The organism is Enterobacter cloacae complex sp. SHL012 (assembly GCF_049237505.1).
Lineage (GTDB): Bacteria > Pseudomonadota > Gammaproteobacteria > Enterobacterales > Enterobacteriaceae > Enterobacter > Enterobacter kobei.
Map to the genome: position 1 here is coordinate 376,855 of NZ_JBMKIZ010000003.1, position 13,789 is coordinate 390,643.

At 56.9% G+C, this 13,789-nt stretch carries 17 protein-coding genes; 10 read left to right on the forward strand and 7 right to left on the reverse strand.

Features of this window, described 5'->3' with window-relative positions; all coding sequences use genetic code 11:
* Positions 1-4: 4 nt before the first annotated feature.
* Positions 5-985, reverse strand: a complete 981-nt coding sequence (locus ACOTY9_RS12905; RefSeq protein ID WP_032635579.1) for a type IV pilus twitching motility protein PilT — start codon at positions 983-985, stop codon at positions 5-7.
* Positions 986-1,002: 17 nt separating this feature from the next.
* Between ACOTY9_RS12905 and ACOTY9_RS12910 the strand changes: the two genes are divergently transcribed.
* From ACOTY9_RS12910 to ACOTY9_RS12935, 6 genes are all read left to right on the forward strand, one after another.
* Entirely contained in the window at positions 1,003-1,704 is a 702-nt protein-coding gene (locus tag ACOTY9_RS12910) for a YggS family pyridoxal phosphate-dependent enzyme (RefSeq protein WP_014885191.1), read from the forward strand.
* Positions 1,705-1,725: 21 nt separating this feature from the next.
* Complete coding sequence (locus ACOTY9_RS12915) at positions 1,726-2,292, forward strand: YggT family protein (protein ID WP_014885192.1); 567 nt, start codon at positions 1,726-1,728, stop codon at positions 2,290-2,292.
* A complete protein-coding gene (gene yggU / locus ACOTY9_RS12920; RefSeq protein WP_014885193.1) occupies positions 2,289-2,585 on the forward strand; it encodes a DUF167 family protein YggU in 297 nt (98 codons plus the stop codon). The genes ACOTY9_RS12915 and yggU overlap by 4 nt, the downstream gene beginning before the upstream one ends.
* Positions 2,586-2,588: 3 nt before the next feature.
* Positions 2,589-3,182, forward strand: coding sequence for an XTP/dITP diphosphatase (locus tag ACOTY9_RS12925; RefSeq protein WP_023331280.1), 594 nt, complete (start codon positions 2,589-2,591; stop codon positions 3,180-3,182).
* Positions 3,175-4,317 carry a radical SAM family heme chaperone HemW gene (gene hemW / locus ACOTY9_RS12930; RefSeq protein ID WP_023338778.1) on the forward strand — a complete coding sequence of 381 codons (1,143 nt, stop codon included), beginning with the start codon at positions 3,175-3,177 and terminating at the stop codon, positions 4,315-4,317. The genes ACOTY9_RS12925 and hemW overlap by 8 nt, the downstream gene beginning before the upstream one ends.
* 63 nt (positions 4,318-4,380) lie before the next feature.
* Positions 4,381-4,743, forward strand: a complete 363-nt coding sequence (locus tag ACOTY9_RS12935; RefSeq protein ID WP_014885196.1) for an endonuclease domain-containing protein — start codon at positions 4,381-4,383, stop codon at positions 4,741-4,743.
* A 74-nt stretch (positions 4,744-4,817) separates the two neighbouring features.
* On the opposite strand, the gene ACOTY9_RS12940 is transcribed toward ACOTY9_RS12935, so the two are convergent.
* Genes ACOTY9_RS12940 through trmB form a run of 3 tightly spaced genes read right to left on the reverse strand, consistent with a single transcriptional unit; the run spans position 4,818 to position 6,636 of the window.
* Positions 4,818-5,534, reverse strand: coding sequence for a DUF2884 domain-containing protein (locus tag ACOTY9_RS12940; protein ID WP_014885197.1), 717 nt, complete (start codon positions 5,532-5,534; stop codon positions 4,818-4,820).
* Positions 5,535-5,590: 56 nt separating this feature from the next.
* On the reverse strand, positions 5,591-5,917 hold the full coding sequence (locus ACOTY9_RS12945; RefSeq protein WP_348565913.1) for a YggL family protein: 327 nt from the start codon (positions 5,915-5,917) through the stop codon (positions 5,591-5,593).
* Positions 5,917-6,636 carry a tRNA (guanosine(46)-N7)-methyltransferase TrmB gene (gene trmB, locus ACOTY9_RS12950; RefSeq protein ID WP_014885199.1) on the reverse strand — a complete coding sequence of 240 codons (720 nt, stop codon included), beginning with the start codon at positions 6,634-6,636 and terminating at the stop codon, positions 5,917-5,919. Before trmB ends, ACOTY9_RS12945 begins: the two co-directional genes overlap by 1 nt.
* A 144-nt stretch (positions 6,637-6,780) precedes the next feature.
* Between trmB and mutY the strand changes: the two genes are divergently transcribed.
* From mutY to ACOTY9_RS12970, 4 genes are all read left to right on the forward strand, one after another.
* On the forward strand, positions 6,781-7,833 hold the full coding sequence (gene mutY / locus ACOTY9_RS12955; protein ID WP_023338780.1) for an A/G-specific adenine glycosylase: 1,053 nt from the start codon (positions 6,781-6,783) through the stop codon (positions 7,831-7,833).
* A 26-nt stretch (positions 7,834-7,859) separates the two neighbouring features.
* On the forward strand, positions 7,860-8,132 hold the full coding sequence (locus tag ACOTY9_RS12960) for an oxidative damage protection protein (RefSeq protein ID WP_003862425.1): 273 nt from the start codon (positions 7,860-7,862) through the stop codon (positions 8,130-8,132).
* Between the two features lie 124 nt (positions 8,133-8,256).
* Entirely contained in the window at positions 8,257-9,333 is a 1,077-nt protein-coding gene (gene mltC, locus ACOTY9_RS12965) for a membrane-bound lytic murein transglycosylase MltC (RefSeq protein ID WP_014885201.1), read from the forward strand.
* A gap of 270 nt (positions 9,334-9,603) precedes the next feature.
* Complete coding sequence (locus tag ACOTY9_RS12970) at positions 9,604-10,860, forward strand: nucleoside permease (RefSeq protein WP_014885202.1); 1,257 nt, start codon at positions 9,604-9,606, stop codon at positions 10,858-10,860.
* 88 nt (positions 10,861-10,948) lie between these two features.
* Here the strand turns inward: ACOTY9_RS12970 and citG are convergent, their stop codons facing one another.
* The 3 genes from citG to citF are packed head-to-tail and all read right to left on the reverse strand — an operon-like array spanning position 10,949 to position 13,789.
* A complete protein-coding gene (gene citG / locus ACOTY9_RS12975; RefSeq protein WP_348565914.1) occupies positions 10,949-11,752 on the reverse strand; it encodes a triphosphoribosyl-dephospho-CoA synthase CitG in 804 nt (267 codons plus the stop codon).
* Positions 11,730-12,269 carry a citrate lyase holo-[acyl-carrier protein] synthase gene (citX, locus tag ACOTY9_RS12980; RefSeq protein WP_348565915.1) on the reverse strand — a complete coding sequence of 180 codons (540 nt, stop codon included), beginning with the start codon at positions 12,267-12,269 and terminating at the stop codon, positions 11,730-11,732. The genes citG and citX overlap by 23 nt, the downstream gene beginning before the upstream one ends.
* A 2-nt stretch (positions 12,270-12,271) precedes the next feature.
* Positions 12,272-13,789: a citrate lyase subunit alpha gene (gene citF / locus ACOTY9_RS12985; protein WP_180253790.1), complete on the reverse strand. Its 1,518-nt coding sequence runs from the start codon at positions 13,787-13,789 to the stop codon at positions 12,272-12,274.

Consider the following 13,789-nt stretch of genomic DNA (forward strand, 5'->3'; position numbering starts at 1 on the left):
GGGCCTATAGCCGCCCCTGCGCCCGTCTCTCCGCCACGCTTTGATCAAAGTTCTGCATTCCCGCCTGCTGGCCTGTTTGAATGATACCGGGCAGTTGCCACGTTTTTCCTTCACGAATCAGATTTGCCGCCGCCGGGGTATTCACCAGCAGTTCATACAGCGCGACACGCCCACCCTGCAGGTCGGGAAGCAGCCTCTGTGCCAGCACCGCACGCAGGCTACCGGCCAGCTGGTTACGTACCGGGTCTTTCTCCTGCGCCGGGAAGGTGTCCACCAGCCGCTCAATGGCCTGCGAGGCACCCCGCGTATGCAGTGTCGCCAGCACCAGATGCCCGGTCTCCGCCGCCGTCAACGCGAGACGGATCGTCTCTGCATCACGCAGCTCCCCCAGCAAAATCACATCTGGATCCTCGCGTAACGCTCCGCGTAGTGCCTCGACAAAAGACGGGCAGTGCTGACCTATCTCCCGCTGCTGAATCAGGCAGCGTTCGCTCCGGTACAGATACTCCACCGGATCTTCAAGCGTGAGGATATGTCCGTCAGTATGGTGGTTGAGAAAATCGACCATCGCCGCCAGAGTGGTGGATTTGCCGCTGCCGGTCGCCCCCGTCACCAGAATCAACCCGTTGTCACTGGATAACAGTTCCGGAATGGCACGCGGCACGCCCAGCGAAGAGAGTGGCGAACAGGTGCGTGGCAGCAACCGCAGGGCGATGGACACCCCGTTAATCTGCTTAAACGCACTCCCACGCAGACGCTGGCCTTCTGCCACCGTCACGGCAAAATCGACCTGACCGTGAGCCCACCAGCTTCCCTGCTGCTCATCATTGAGCCACGCTTTTAATAACGCCCCGACATCTGGCGGCGGAAACGGCGCGGGTTCAAGGCGTCCTGACCGGCGCCAGCGTGGTGGCGAATCACTGCACAGGTGTAGATCGGAGACGTTATGCTTTACACTAAGGGCCACCATTTCTTCCACATCCATAGACTACTCCTCGGAAAATGAACGACATTGCGCATAACCTGGCACAGGTCCGGGACAAAATCTCAGCTGCCGCAACGCGTTGCGGCCGTGCTTCAGAAGAAATTACGCTCCTTGCAGTCAGCAAAACCAAGCCTGCGAGCGCCATCGCAGAAGCGATTGATGCAGGCCAGCGCGCATTTGGTGAGAACTACGTGCAGGAAGGCGTGGATAAAATTCGCGACTTCCGGGAAAAGGGGAATACGGATCTTCAGTGGCACTTTATTGGTCCACTGCAGTCGAACAAAAGCCGTCTGGTGGCAGAGCACTTCGACTGGTGCCATACGATTGACCGTCTGCGCATTGCCACACGCCTGAACGAACAACGCCCGGCAGAGATGCCAGCGCTTAACGTGCTGATACAAATCAACATCAGCGACGAAAATAGCAAGTCCGGCATTGCGCTAAGCGAGCTGGATGCGCTGGCCGCAGACGTGGCCGCCCTGCCACGCTTAACCCTGCGTGGGCTGATGGCTATTCCGGCGCCAGAGTCAAGTTATGAAAGGCAGTTTGCCGTGGCACAGCAAATGGCTGTAGCATTTGAGGCGCTTAAAGCGCGCTACAACACGGTAGACACGCTTTCTCTGGGCATGTCGGATGATATGGAAGCCGCCATCGCGGCAGGCAGCACTATGGTGCGCATCGGTACCGCCATTTTCGGTGCGCGCGACTACTCCAAATAATAAGGAAACCTGAGGAACGCCATGAAGACGTTGACTTTCCTGCTCTCAACGGTCATTGAGCTGTATACGATGGCGCTTTTGCTGCGCGTCTGGATGCAGTGGGCCCGTTGTGATTTTTACAATCCGTTCTCCCAGTTTGTCGTGAAAATCACGCAACCTATTGTCGGGCCCCTGCGCCGCATTATCCCGGCCATGGGTCCCATCGACAGCGCTTCGCTGCTGGTAGCGTTTATTCTTAGCGTTATCAAAGCCATCGTGCTGTTTATGGTCATCACCTTCCAGCCGATTATCTGGATTGCCGCCGTGCTGATTCTGATCAAAACCGTCGGTCTGCTGATTTTCTGGGTGCTGCTGGTGATGGCCATCATGAGCTGGGTGAGCCAGGGGCGTAGCCCGGTAGAGTATGCCCTGATTCAGCTGGCCGAGCCGCTGCTGCGTCCGATCCGTAACTTACTTCCCTCTATGGGCGGCATCGACTTCTCCCCGATGATTCTGGTTCTGCTGCTCTATGTGATCAACATGGGGATCGCTGAACTGCTGCAGTCTACGGGCGACATGCTGTTGCCGGGGCTGTGGATGGCGCTATGAGTGCCGTAAGCACCTGCGCTGACGGGCTGGTTTTGCGGCTGTATATTCAGCCGAAAGCCAGCCGTGACAGTATTGTTGGACTGCATGGCGACGAGTTAAAAGTCGCCATCACCGCCCCGCCGGTTGACGGTCAGGCAAACGCGCATCTGACCAAATATCTGGCAAAACAGTTTCGCGTGGCCAAAAGCCAGGTCATCATTGAAAAAGGCGAACTGGGGCGGCATAAACAGGTAAAAATCCTCAACCCGCAATCCATCCCGACGGAAGTCGCGGCTTTGACAGAACAGGACTAAACCATGCAGAAAGTTGTTCTCGCGACCGGCAACGCCGGTAAAGTGCGCGAGTTGGCCTCGCTATTAAATGATTTTGGGCTGGATGTGGTCGCTCAGACCGATCTTGGCGTAGATTCTGCCGAAGAGACGGGGCTGACGTTTATTGAAAATGCGATCCTGAAAGCACGCCATGCCGCGCAGATTACCGGTCTGCCCGCCATTGCCGATGACTCCGGTCTGGCCGTCGATTTCCTTGGCGGCGCGCCGGGGATTTACTCTGCTCGTTATTCCGGTGTTGATGCAACCGACCAGCAGAATCTGGAAAAGCTGCTTGTTGCCCTGAAAGACGTACCGGACGAACAGCGGACCGCACAGTTCCACTGCGTGCTGGTCTATCTGCGTCACGCAGAGGACCCGACGCCGATCGTCTGCCACGGTAGCTGGCCGGGCGTGATTACCCGTGAAGCTGCGGGCAACGGCGGTTTTGGCTACGACCCGATTTTCTTTGTCCCGTCCGAGGGCAAAACCGCAGCGGAACTGACCCGCGAAGAGAAAAGCGCGATTTCCCACCGTGGGCGCGCACTGAAACTGTTACTGGAAGCACTGCGTAATGGCTAATTTGCCACCTCTGAGTCTTTATATTCACATCCCGTGGTGCGTGCAGAAATGCCCGTACTGCGATTTCAACTCGCACGCGCTGAAAGGTGAAGTGCCGCACGATGACTACGTTGCGCATCTGCTGGCTGACCTGGACGCCGATGTACCTTACGCACAGGGACGTGAAGTTAAGACCATTTTCATTGGTGGCGGTACGCCGAGCCTGCTGTCAGGCCCGGCGATGCAGACGCTGCTGGACGGCGTGCGTGCGCGCCTGAGCCTGGCCGCGGATGCTGAAATTACGATGGAAGCCAACCCCGGTACCGTAGAGGCCGATCGTTTTGTCGAGTATCAGCGTGCAGGCGTGAACCGTATTTCCATCGGCGTGCAGAGCTTTAGCGAGCCAAAACTGAAGCGCCTGGGGCGCATTCACGGTCCTGAGGAAGCAAAGCGTGCGGCAAACCTGGCGACAGGACTGGGTCTGCGCAGCTTTAACCTCGATTTGATGCACGGCCTGCCGGACCAGTCGCTCGACGAAGCGCTGGACGATCTGCGCCAGGCGATTGAACTTAACCCGCCGCATCTGTCCTGGTATCAGCTCACCATTGAACCCAACACGCTGTTTGGTTCCCGTCCTCCGGTACTGCCGGATGACGACGCGCTGTGGGATATTTTCGAGCAGGGCCACCAGTTGTTAACCGCTGCGGGGTATCAGCAGTACGAGACCTCTGCGTATGCGAAACCGGGGTATCAGTGTCAGCACAACCTGAACTACTGGCGTTTTGGCGACTACCTGGGAATTGGCTGCGGCGCGCACGGTAAGGTGACTTTCCCGGACGGTCGCATTCTGCGTACCGCCAAAACCCGCCACCCGCGAGGGTATATGGAAGGTCGTTATCTCGAGCGCCAGCACGACGTTGAGGCGGCGGATAAACCGTTTGAGTTCTTTATGAACCGCTTCCGCCTGCTGGAAGCCGCGCCGCGCGCGGAATTTGCGCGTTACACCGGTCTGCCGGAGTCAGTGATTCGTCCTCAGATTGACGAGGCGCTGGCGCAGGGGTATCTGACTGAGTGTGAAGATTACTGGCAGATCACCGAGCACGGCAAACTGTTCTTAAATTCCCTTCTTGAGCTGTTCCTCGCCGACGATTCCTGAAGGCTAATTCAGGTTTTTGCATCCCGTTCTGCCGGCTGAAGGAAAAGCTGGCAGAGTGTGGGGATGGAAATTACGCGATCATACGCTAAACAGCTCAGACGCGAGCTGACGAAGGAAGAAAGACGGCTTTGGTATTTATTACGAAGCCGCCGTTTCGAAAATTATAAATTTCGCCGACAGCATCCGGCAGGAAACTACATCCTGGATTTCGCATGCTGTGCGGCTCGCCTGGCCATTGAACTGGATGGCGGACAGCATGATGAAAATCAGGAATACGATCGCCAAAGGTCGAAGTGGTTACACCAAAAGGGCTGGTATGTCATTCGCTTCTGGAACAACGAACTCTGGAAAAACGAAGAAGCTGTATTAGAAAAGATCCTTGAAACACTGCAAATGCTGCAACCCTCACCCCGGCCCTCTCCCTAAAAGGGAGAGGGAGCAAACCATCCCCTCGCCCCTTTGGGGAGAGGGTTAGGGTGAGGGGCCCAGCGCGCAGAGGATTACTTCAACGTCCCCACCAGCGCCTTCCGGCTATCTTCCAGCGACACCACGCGTTTACACACGTCTTTGCCGAACTGCTGGAAATCATCTTCCTGGTTCTTCCACTCGTTCTGAATTGAGGTCTGCAAGCCACCCAGACTGCCCAGCACGCCCTGCAGCGGGTTACCGCCGCCCTTCAGGACCGCTTTAGCCCCCATCTCGTTGATGCTGTCCTGCAGAATGCCGCCCATCGCCTGGTTCACCAGCTGCTGTCCGTCAGCACGGACCTGATCAATCGCCTTGTAGTGGAACGTCAGGCCATCAGAGCGCGTCTCGATAATCCGGTTCATCTGCTCTTTGAGCTGCTTATCGAGCTTCGTCAGGCGGGAGCGCATATTGCTGCTCTCCCCCACCTCTTTGGTAATGATCTTATCCAGTGCAACACGGCTTTTTTCAACGCGCGTCAGGGCACCTTCATTAATCCATGGCAGCGCGGTACGCAAATCGGCCTGATAGTCTTTCGCCTGCTCACGCTGTGCGGCTGTCAGATTGTACTCTTTGCCGTTAAAGGTGACGTTCCCTTGCGGCGTAATCACCAGATTGCCGTTCTCGCCTTTGACCTGCACGGTTTGCGGGCTTAACACCACGTCATCACGCGGGGTGACGCTACATTTATACTCCGCATGGGCGGTGAATCCGGTTGCCATCAAAGCAACAGCCAGCAACGTTTTGCGCATCTTAAACACTCCCTCAGACAAAATGGGCCAGCTAATGCTGGCCCTTGACTGCTTTATTAGTCCCACCAAACGTCGAAAAGTTCGCTGACGCGGACATCTTCCAGCTTGTGGTCTTCAAGCCATTTACGAACCAGCGCCTGATGTTCTTCGGTGCATTTACCCACATCCTGGGTGCAGATCAGACCTTCCCACGCCAGGTAACCGCTACCGTCGAAGGCCAGCTTGTTGGGCTCAATCACGTCGTTGATGAAGGCATCCACGTCCTGATCGATCTGTTCTACACTGGTGCCTTCCGGGAAACGCCACGCAACGGAGAAACCCACTTCCTGGAATTCTTCGATGTGCATTTTTTTACGCAGACGACGGCTACGATTCTTTGCCATTATTTCACCCTCTCGAACATTAAGTCCCATACACCGTGACCAAGACGATGGCCACGCTGTTCAAATTTCGTTACCGGACGTGAATCCGGACGCGGAACATAGTCGTTGCTTTCAGACTGGTTTTTATACCCGTCCAGAGACGACATCACTTCCAGCATATGTTCCGCATAAGGTTCCCAGTCGGTCGCCATATGGAAGACGCCGCCCAGTTTCAGCTTGCTTTTCACCAGCTCGGCAAACGGTGCCTGAACGATACGGCGTTTATTATGACGTGCTTTGTGCCACGGGTCAGGGAAAAAGAGCTGAACCATGGTTAAAGAATTGTCAGGAATCATTTTGTGCAGCACTTCCACCGCGTCATGACACATGACGCGCAGGTTCTCTACACCCTCTTCATGGGCAGTTGCGAGACACGCGCCGACGCCCGGGGAGTGCACTTCAATACCGAGGAAGTTCTGCTCCGGGCGAGCTTGCGCCATGGTCACCAGAGAGGTGCCCATACCAAAACCAATCTCCAGCGTGACTGGCGCTTCGCGGCCAAACAGCCCGGCAAAGTCCAGCGGCTGCTCGCTGAACTCAACGCCCATCACCGGCCAGTAGTTGTCCAGCGCATGTTGCTGCCCTTTTGTCAGGCGGCCCTGACGACGGACAAAGCTGCGAATACGGCGCAGCGGGCGACCGTTTTCATCAAATTCCGGTGAAATGACGTCGTTTTTCATAAAAGAGTTGTCTGCTTGTGAGAATGTTCGGGAAACGGGCATTATCCAAAGTTAAGGCGTCTATGCAAGCATGGGAAAGATCCGGTTTACAGCAGATTGACGCTGTGCTGCAATCTGCGTCCCTGATTATGTGAATCGATGACCATGCAAGCCTCTCAATTTTCAGCCCAGGTGCTGGACTGGTACGACAAATACGGGCGTAAAACCCTGCCCTGGCAAATTGAAAAAACGCCTTACAAAGTATGGCTCTCCGAAGTGATGTTGCAACAAACGCAGGTCGCTACGGTGATCCCATACTTTGAGCGTTTTATGGCACGCTTCCCGACGGTGACAGACCTGGCGAATGCCCCGCTGGACGAGGTATTGCACCTGTGGACAGGCCTGGGCTATTACGCCCGCGCGCGTAATCTGCACAAAGCCGCACAGCAGGTCGCCACGCGCCACAACGGTAAATTCCCGGAAACCTTCGATGAAGTGGCAGATTTACCCGGCGTCGGGCGTTCAACGGCGGGAGCCATTCTCTCCCTCTCTTTGGGTAAGCATTTCCCGATCCTCGACGGTAACGTAAAGCGCGTGCTGGCACGTTGCTATGCCGTGGACGGCTGGCCCGGTAAAAAAGAGGTTGAGAAACGTCTGTGGGAGATCAGTGAAGCGGTTACCCCGGCCAACGGCGTCGAACGTTTTAACCAGGCGATGATGGATCTGGGTGCGATGGTTTGCACGCGCTCAAAACCCAAATGCGAACTCTGCCCGGTGAATAATCTCTGCGCGGCGTATGCCAACCATTCATGGGCGCAGTATCCGGGTAAGAAACCCAAACAGACGCTACCGGAGCGCACCGGCTATATGCTGCTGATGCAGCACGGCGACGAGGTGTTCCTGGCCCAGCGCCCTCCGAGCGGCCTGTGGGGCGGTCTATACTGCTTCCCACAGTTTGAAGATGAAGATTTGCTGCGTGAATGGCTTAAACAGCGCGGTATTGCTGCCGATAACCTGACGCAGCTGACCGCGTTTCGCCATACCTTCAGCCATTTCCACCTGGATATTGTGCCGATGTGGCTTCCCGTGTCCTCATTTGCCTCGTGCATGGATGAAGGCACCGCTCTCTGGTATAACTTAGCGCAACCGCCATCAGTCGGGCTGGCGGCTCCCGTGGAGCGCCTGTTACAGCAATTACGTGCCGGTGCAATGGTTTAGCATCGACAAGAAAAAGAGGAATGAGTATGGCCAGAACGATTTTTTGTACTTTCCTGCAGCGTGACGCTGAAGGCCAGGATTTCCAGCTTTATCCGGGTGATCTGGGTAAACGCATTTATAACGAGATCTCCAAAGAAGCCTGGGGACAGTGGCAGAAAAAGCAGACCATGCTGATTAACGAGAAAAAGCTCAGCATGATGAACCCGGAACACCGCAAGCTGCTGGAACAGGAGATGGTGAACTTCCTGTTTGAAGGCAAAGACGTGCACATCGAAGGCTATACGCCTCCAGAAAAATAATATTGAGCGGCTGTTGCCGGGTGGCGCTACGCTTACCCGGCCTACAAAACCGTAGGCCCGTGCAAGCGAAGCTCCGCCGGGCAATAGCAACGACTAAGCAAACACAACACGCACGCCCGGAATGATGAAAAAACTTTTAGCGCTAGCCCTTGTTGCGCCGTTGCTGGTCTCCTGTTCGTCAAAAAAAGGCGATGATTACAACGAAGCCTGGATCAAGGACACCAACGGTTTTGACATTTTGATGGGGCAGTTTGCCCACAACATCGAGAACATATGGGGATTTAACGAAGTTCTTATTGCCGGACCGAAGGACTACGTTAAGTACACCGACGCCTATCTGACCCGTAGCCACATCAACTTTGATGAGGGTACGATCACCATTGAAACCATCGCGGGTACTGACCCTGCGGCACGACTGCGTCAGGCGATTATCAAAACCCTGCTGATGGGTGACGACCCGGGATCTATCGATCTCTACTCCGATGCCGACGATATCACCATCTCGAAAGAGCCGTTCCTGTACGGTCAGGTTGTCGATCAAACCGGCCAGCCAATCCGCTGGGAAGGTCGCGCCACGAAATTTGCCGACTATCTGCTGCAGACGCGACTGAAGAGCCGCTCTAACGGCCTGAAGATAATTTATAGCGTCACCATCAACCTCGTGCCGAACCACCTCGACAAGCGTGCGCATAAGTATCTTGGCATGGTGCGTCAGGCATCACGTAAGTACGGCGTGGATGAGTCGCTGATCCTGGCGATTATGCAGACCGAATCGTCGTTCAACCCTTACGCAGTTAGCCGTTCCGACGCCCTGGGGCTGATGCAGGTAGTCCAGCACAGCGCCGGTAAGGACGTCTTCCGCGCGCAGGGCAAATCCGGCACGCCGAGCCGTAGCTATCTGTTCGATCCCCAGAGCAACATTGATACCGGCACGGCCTATCTGGCGATGCTGAACAATGTTTATCTCGGCGGTATCGATAACCCGACCTCACGCCGCTATGCCGTAATCACCGCCTATAACGGCGGCGCGGGCAGCGTGCTACGCGTCTTCTCGAACGACAAAGTGCAGGCCGCAAACATCATCAACAGCATGGCGCCGGGGGATGTTTACTCAACCCTCACCACCCGCCACCCATCAGCGGAGTCCCGCCGCTATCTGTATAAGGTCAATACGGCGCAGAAGAACTATCGTCGTCGATAATCAACACATCTTCTCCTGCAAGGAGAAGGTGTTCTGCTTTCCCTCTCCCCGTGGGAGAGGGTCAGGGTGAGGGCATCAGGCCGCACTCACTCACCCCACCCATACGAAAATGTTATTTGCATCACAATCCAAACTGCAAATTAATGTGGATTGCATTTTTTTGCGGGAGGTAACAAAACATATCGTTGCCAACTGATAGAATTGCATCAAATAACAACCCTGAATGTTCCAAAAACAACATATCTCCCGCTCACTTGTGAGGAAAGTAACATGAACCTTAAGCTGCAGCTTAAAATATTGTCGTTTCTGCAGTTCTGCCTGTGGGGTAGCTGGCTGACTACACTCGGCTCCTATATGTTTGTGACGCTCAAGTTCGATGGTGCGTCAATCGGTGCCGTCTACAGCTCGCTGGGTATCGCGGCGGTCTTCATGCCAACACTGCTCGGTATCGTGGCGGATAAATGGTTAAGTGCGAAATGGCTGTACATGCTTTGCCATCTGGTAGGTGCGGGGACGCTGTTTATGGCGGCCGAAGTGACCACGCCGGGGGCAATGTTTATGGTGATCCTGCTTAACTCGCTGGCCTATATGCCAACGCTTGGGCTGATCAACACCATCTCTTACTACCGCCTGAAATCTGCCGGGATGGATATCGTGACCGATTTCCCGCCAATCCGTATCTGGGGTACCATTGGCTTTATCATGGCAATGTGGGGCGTGAGCTTCGCAGGCTTTGAACTGAGCCATATGCAGCTCTACATCGGTGCCGCGCTCTCCGTGCTGCTGGCGATCTTCACCCTGACGCTGCCAACCATTCCGGTTTCAAACCAGCAGAAAAACCAGAGCTGGAGCACCATGCTTGGTCTGGACGCGTTCGCGCTGTTTAAAAACAAACGGATGGCGATCTTCTTTATCTTCTCCATGCTGCTGGGCGCAGAGCTGCAGATCACCAACATGTTCGGCAACACCTTCCTGCACAGCTTCGATAACAATCCGCTGTTTGCCGGAAGCTTTATCGTTGAGCATGCGTCGGTGATGATGTCCATCTCTCAGATCTCTGAGACGCTGTTCATCCTGACCATCCCGTTCTTCCTGAGCCGCTACGGCATCAAGAACGTCATGCTGATCAGTATCGCGGCATGGATGTTGCGCTTTGGTCTGTTCGCCTACGGCGACCCGAGCGCATTCGGCACCGTACTGCTGGTGCTGTCGATGATTGTTTACGGCTGTGCCTTCGACTTCTTCAACATTTCCGGTTCCGTATTCGTGGAAAAAGAAGTGAAGCCTGAAATCCGCGCCAGCGCACAGGGCATGTTCCTGATGATGACCAACGGCTTCGGCTGTATTCTGGGCGGCGTGGTGAGCGGTAAAGTGGTAGAGATGTACACCACCAACGGCATCACCAACTGGCAGCCGGTGTGGCTGATCTTCGCCGCATACTCGCTGGTGCTGTTCTTCGCGTTCATCGCGCTGTTCAAGTACAAGCACGTGCGTGTGCCGAACGGTGCGCAGCCGATCGCGCACTAATCTTTGGTGTGTTGTGCCCGGTGGCGCTAACGCTTACCGGGCCTACAAAACCCAACCGTAGGCCGGGTAAGGCGAAGCCGCCACCCGGCTATTTTATTCCAGACAGCACCCACCCCACCGACAGCAAATCCGCGCTCCCCCCCGGACTCAGATTGCGTTCTATCAATGCGTTATCCATCTTAAGCAACGCTTCGCGGTCCCAGCCGTAAGCCAGCAATTGCCGCGCGTAGTCCTGAACGTAGCGCAGCCCTTCCATGCCACCGCGCGACACCAGGTTGCTGTCCTGATTGACTGACATCAGGCGTAACAGCAGGCTGTGAAGCGACCGTCCGTTCCACTGTGCCAACGCCTTACGCACCGTGGCAAAGCCGCTTTCCGCCTCACCGCGCGCGCCGGTTAAGCCGTACTGCTGAAACTGCCGCTCGCCCGCCGTCGCCTGCCCGCTGCGCGCGGCCAACTCTCGCGACACCAGCCCGCGGCAGATGTTACCCACCTCACAACAGAGGCTGTCCGCAGAAAGATTGTTCACACGTCCGGCGGCGAAGCACAGTAAACCCAGGGCAAAAATCCCGCCTTTGTGCGTATTCACGCCGTTCGTCGCGGCGTACATCGCCTGCTCGCAGGCCATCCCCATTGGGCGGATAATCCGTAGCTGTGCGTCAGCAGGTTTATCCGCATGCGCACTACCCAGCTCGGCAAAACGCGCAAACCACGGCGTAATCGCCGCAATGCTGCGGGCAAACAGCGCGTGGTCCATATCGCGGTGGGAACCGTTATTGAGCTTGTCCACAAGCCCCGGTTTGGGCGTCAGCTCCAGCTCCTGCCACAGTGCCGCTTCGGCAAGCGCGGGCACGTCCGCAATGCGGGGTTTAGTCGCGAGCAAACCAGTCATCAATCATCTTCTCCACCCGGGAAACCACCTGCTCAACGGGATGGTTCCGCGAGCGGGAACAGGCATGCGCAGGTTCGTCGCAGATCAGGCAGCGTCTGAGATTTGCCCCCAGCGACTGACGCCCGACGTGGCCATGCTGAGGGCAGATAACATCCAGATCCCACAGCCTGCCGAGCGGGTGCGTCTGCTCCAGATCCGCGCAGTGCGCTTTAATTTCCGCTGCCGGATGAGCCACGCACCACAGGGCCTCGGGCCCGGTCGGAAGCCACAGCACCTGACGGTCCAGCACCTGCCAGCGGCTCTCCCATAGCAGCTGGTCGCACGTCTGGAGCGCTACGCCCATGGTGTTGCGATAGCGCAGGCTGTCTTTAATTTCCCCTGGCGTGACCAGCGTGAGGGAAATCACCGGTTGTTGATAGTGCTCAAGCATGTCAGCCTGACGCGCTGCGCGGCGCTCTTTCGCCGCCAGCAGTTCGTCCAGGCTGACACCCGTCCGCACGGGTGTCGCTACTGTCATAATCACTCCTTCACCTGTCGCACGGTGTCGATCACGCTGCCGTCGCGGTAGCGGATCACCCCGACGATTTTGTCGGTAAACTCAATCGGCTTTGGTACGCCCGTCAGCGATATCGCCCGTTCATAGAGCGCGTTGATATCCACAATCTTCAGCCCGGCAGCCATCAGCCGCTCACGTACCTCCGGGCGCGCCGGGTTAACCGCAATGCCGTGATCGGTGACCAGCACGTCGATGCTCTCACCCGGCGTGAGGCGCGTGGTAACGCGCTTCACGACCGTCGGAATGCGGCTGCGCAGCAGCGGCGCAACGACGATGGTGAGGTTCGCCGCAGCGGCCACGTCGCAGTGTCCGCCGGACGCGCCGCGCATCACGCCGTCGGAGCCGGTGATGACGTTGACGTTGAAATCAACGTCGATTTCGAGGGCGCTGAGGATCACCACGTCGAGCTGGTCGCAGCTTGCCGCCTTGCTGCCGGGGTTGGCGTAAACATTGGTGGAGATCTCCACGTGGTTCGGGTTGCGCGCCAGAGACGCCGCCGCCTGGCCGTCAAAGCACTGGGTGTCGAGCAGCTTTTCGATGAGCCCCTTCTCGTGCAAATCCACCAGGCTGCCGGTGACGCCGCCAAGCGCGAAGCGCGCCTTCACGCCGCTGCGCTCCATTTTCTCTTCCATAAAACGCGTGCAGGCGGTCGCCGCCGCGCCGGAGCCGGTCTGCATTGAGAAGCCCGGGTTAAAGTAGCCGGAATGTTCAATCACGTCCGCCGCATAGCGGGCGATCATCAGCTCGCGCGGGTTGCTGGTGACGCGCGCCGCGCCAACGCTGATTTTCGCCGGGTCACCGACGCTCTCAACCTGCACGATGTAGTCCACCTGGTCCTGCACCAGGCTGGCGGGCATATTGGGGAACGGCACCAGTTCTTCGGTCAGCAGCACCACCTTGCGGGCAAAGTGCGCATCCACCATGGCGTAGCCCAGCGAGCCGCAGCAGGATTTACCGTGGGTGCCGTTGGCGTTGCCAAACTCATCGCTGCACGGCACGCCGAGAAACGCCACGTCGATATTCAGCTCGCCGTCCTGCAAGAGCTTCACGCGCCCGCCGTGGGAGTGAATTTGCACCGGCTCGTCCATCAGCCCGTGGGAGATGGCATCCGCCAGCCTGCCGCGCATTCCGGAGGTGTAAATCCGGGTGATGACGCCGCTTTCAATATGCTCGATCAGCGCGTCATTGCAGGTCATCAGCGAGCTGGAGGCCAGCGTCAGGTTTTTGAAACCCATTCGCGCCAGCAGCGCCACGACGGTGTTGATCACCCGGTCGCCTTCGCGAAACGCGTGGTGGAAAGAGATGGTCATCCCGTCCTGCAGGCCGCAGCGCTTCACCGCCTCTTCAACGGAGGCGCAGAGTTTGCGGCTGTGCTTCGCGTCAGCATCCGCCAGCCACGGCGTCGCGCTGTGGGCGGTATCAAACGGTTTTAAGCCCCGCAGATGGGGGAAATTCATATGGAGAAGTTCAGTCTGGTTCAT

Coding starts and splice junctions, on each gene's coding strand:
- ACOTY9_RS12905 (WP_032635579.1), bottom strand. CDS start 985: ATGGATGTGGAAGAAATGGTGGCCCTTAGTGTAAAGCATAACGTCTCC.
- ACOTY9_RS12910 (WP_014885191.1), top strand. CDS start 1,003: ATGAACGACATTGCGCATAACCTGGCACAGGTCCGGGACAAAATCTCA.
- ACOTY9_RS12915 (WP_014885192.1), top strand. CDS start 1,726: ATGAAGACGTTGACTTTCCTGCTCTCAACGGTCATTGAGCTGTATACG.
- yggU (WP_014885193.1), top strand. CDS start 2,289: ATGAGTGCCGTAAGCACCTGCGCTGACGGGCTGGTTTTGCGGCTGTAT.
- ACOTY9_RS12925 (WP_023331280.1), top strand. CDS start 2,589: ATGCAGAAAGTTGTTCTCGCGACCGGCAACGCCGGTAAAGTGCGCGAG.
- hemW (WP_023338778.1), top strand. CDS start 3,175: ATGGCTAATTTGCCACCTCTGAGTCTTTATATTCACATCCCGTGGTGC.
- ACOTY9_RS12935 (WP_014885196.1), top strand. CDS start 4,381: ATGGAAATTACGCGATCATACGCTAAACAGCTCAGACGCGAGCTGACG.
- ACOTY9_RS12940 (WP_014885197.1), bottom strand. CDS start 5,534: ATGCGCAAAACGTTGCTGGCTGTTGCTTTGATGGCAACCGGATTCACC.
- ACOTY9_RS12945 (WP_348565913.1), bottom strand. CDS start 5,917: ATGGCAAAGAATCGTAGCCGTCGTCTGCGTAAAAAAATGCACATCGAA.
- trmB (WP_014885199.1), bottom strand. CDS start 6,636: ATGAAAAACGACGTCATTTCACCGGAATTTGATGAAAACGGTCGCCCG.
- mutY (WP_023338780.1), top strand. CDS start 6,781: ATGCAAGCCTCTCAATTTTCAGCCCAGGTGCTGGACTGGTACGACAAA.
- ACOTY9_RS12960 (WP_003862425.1), top strand. CDS start 7,860: ATGGCCAGAACGATTTTTTGTACTTTCCTGCAGCGTGACGCTGAAGGC.
- mltC (WP_014885201.1), top strand. CDS start 8,257: ATGAAAAAACTTTTAGCGCTAGCCCTTGTTGCGCCGTTGCTGGTCTCC.
- ACOTY9_RS12970 (WP_014885202.1), top strand. CDS start 9,604: ATGAACCTTAAGCTGCAGCTTAAAATATTGTCGTTTCTGCAGTTCTGC.
- citG (WP_348565914.1), bottom strand. CDS start 11,752: ATGACTGGTTTGCTCGCGACTAAACCCCGCATTGCGGACGTGCCCGCG.
- citX (WP_348565915.1), bottom strand. CDS start 12,269: ATGACAGTAGCGACACCCGTGCGGACGGGTGTCAGCCTGGACGAACTG.
- citF (WP_180253790.1), bottom strand. CDS start 13,789: ATGAACCAGACTGAACTTCTCCATATGAATTTCCCCCATCTGCGGGGC.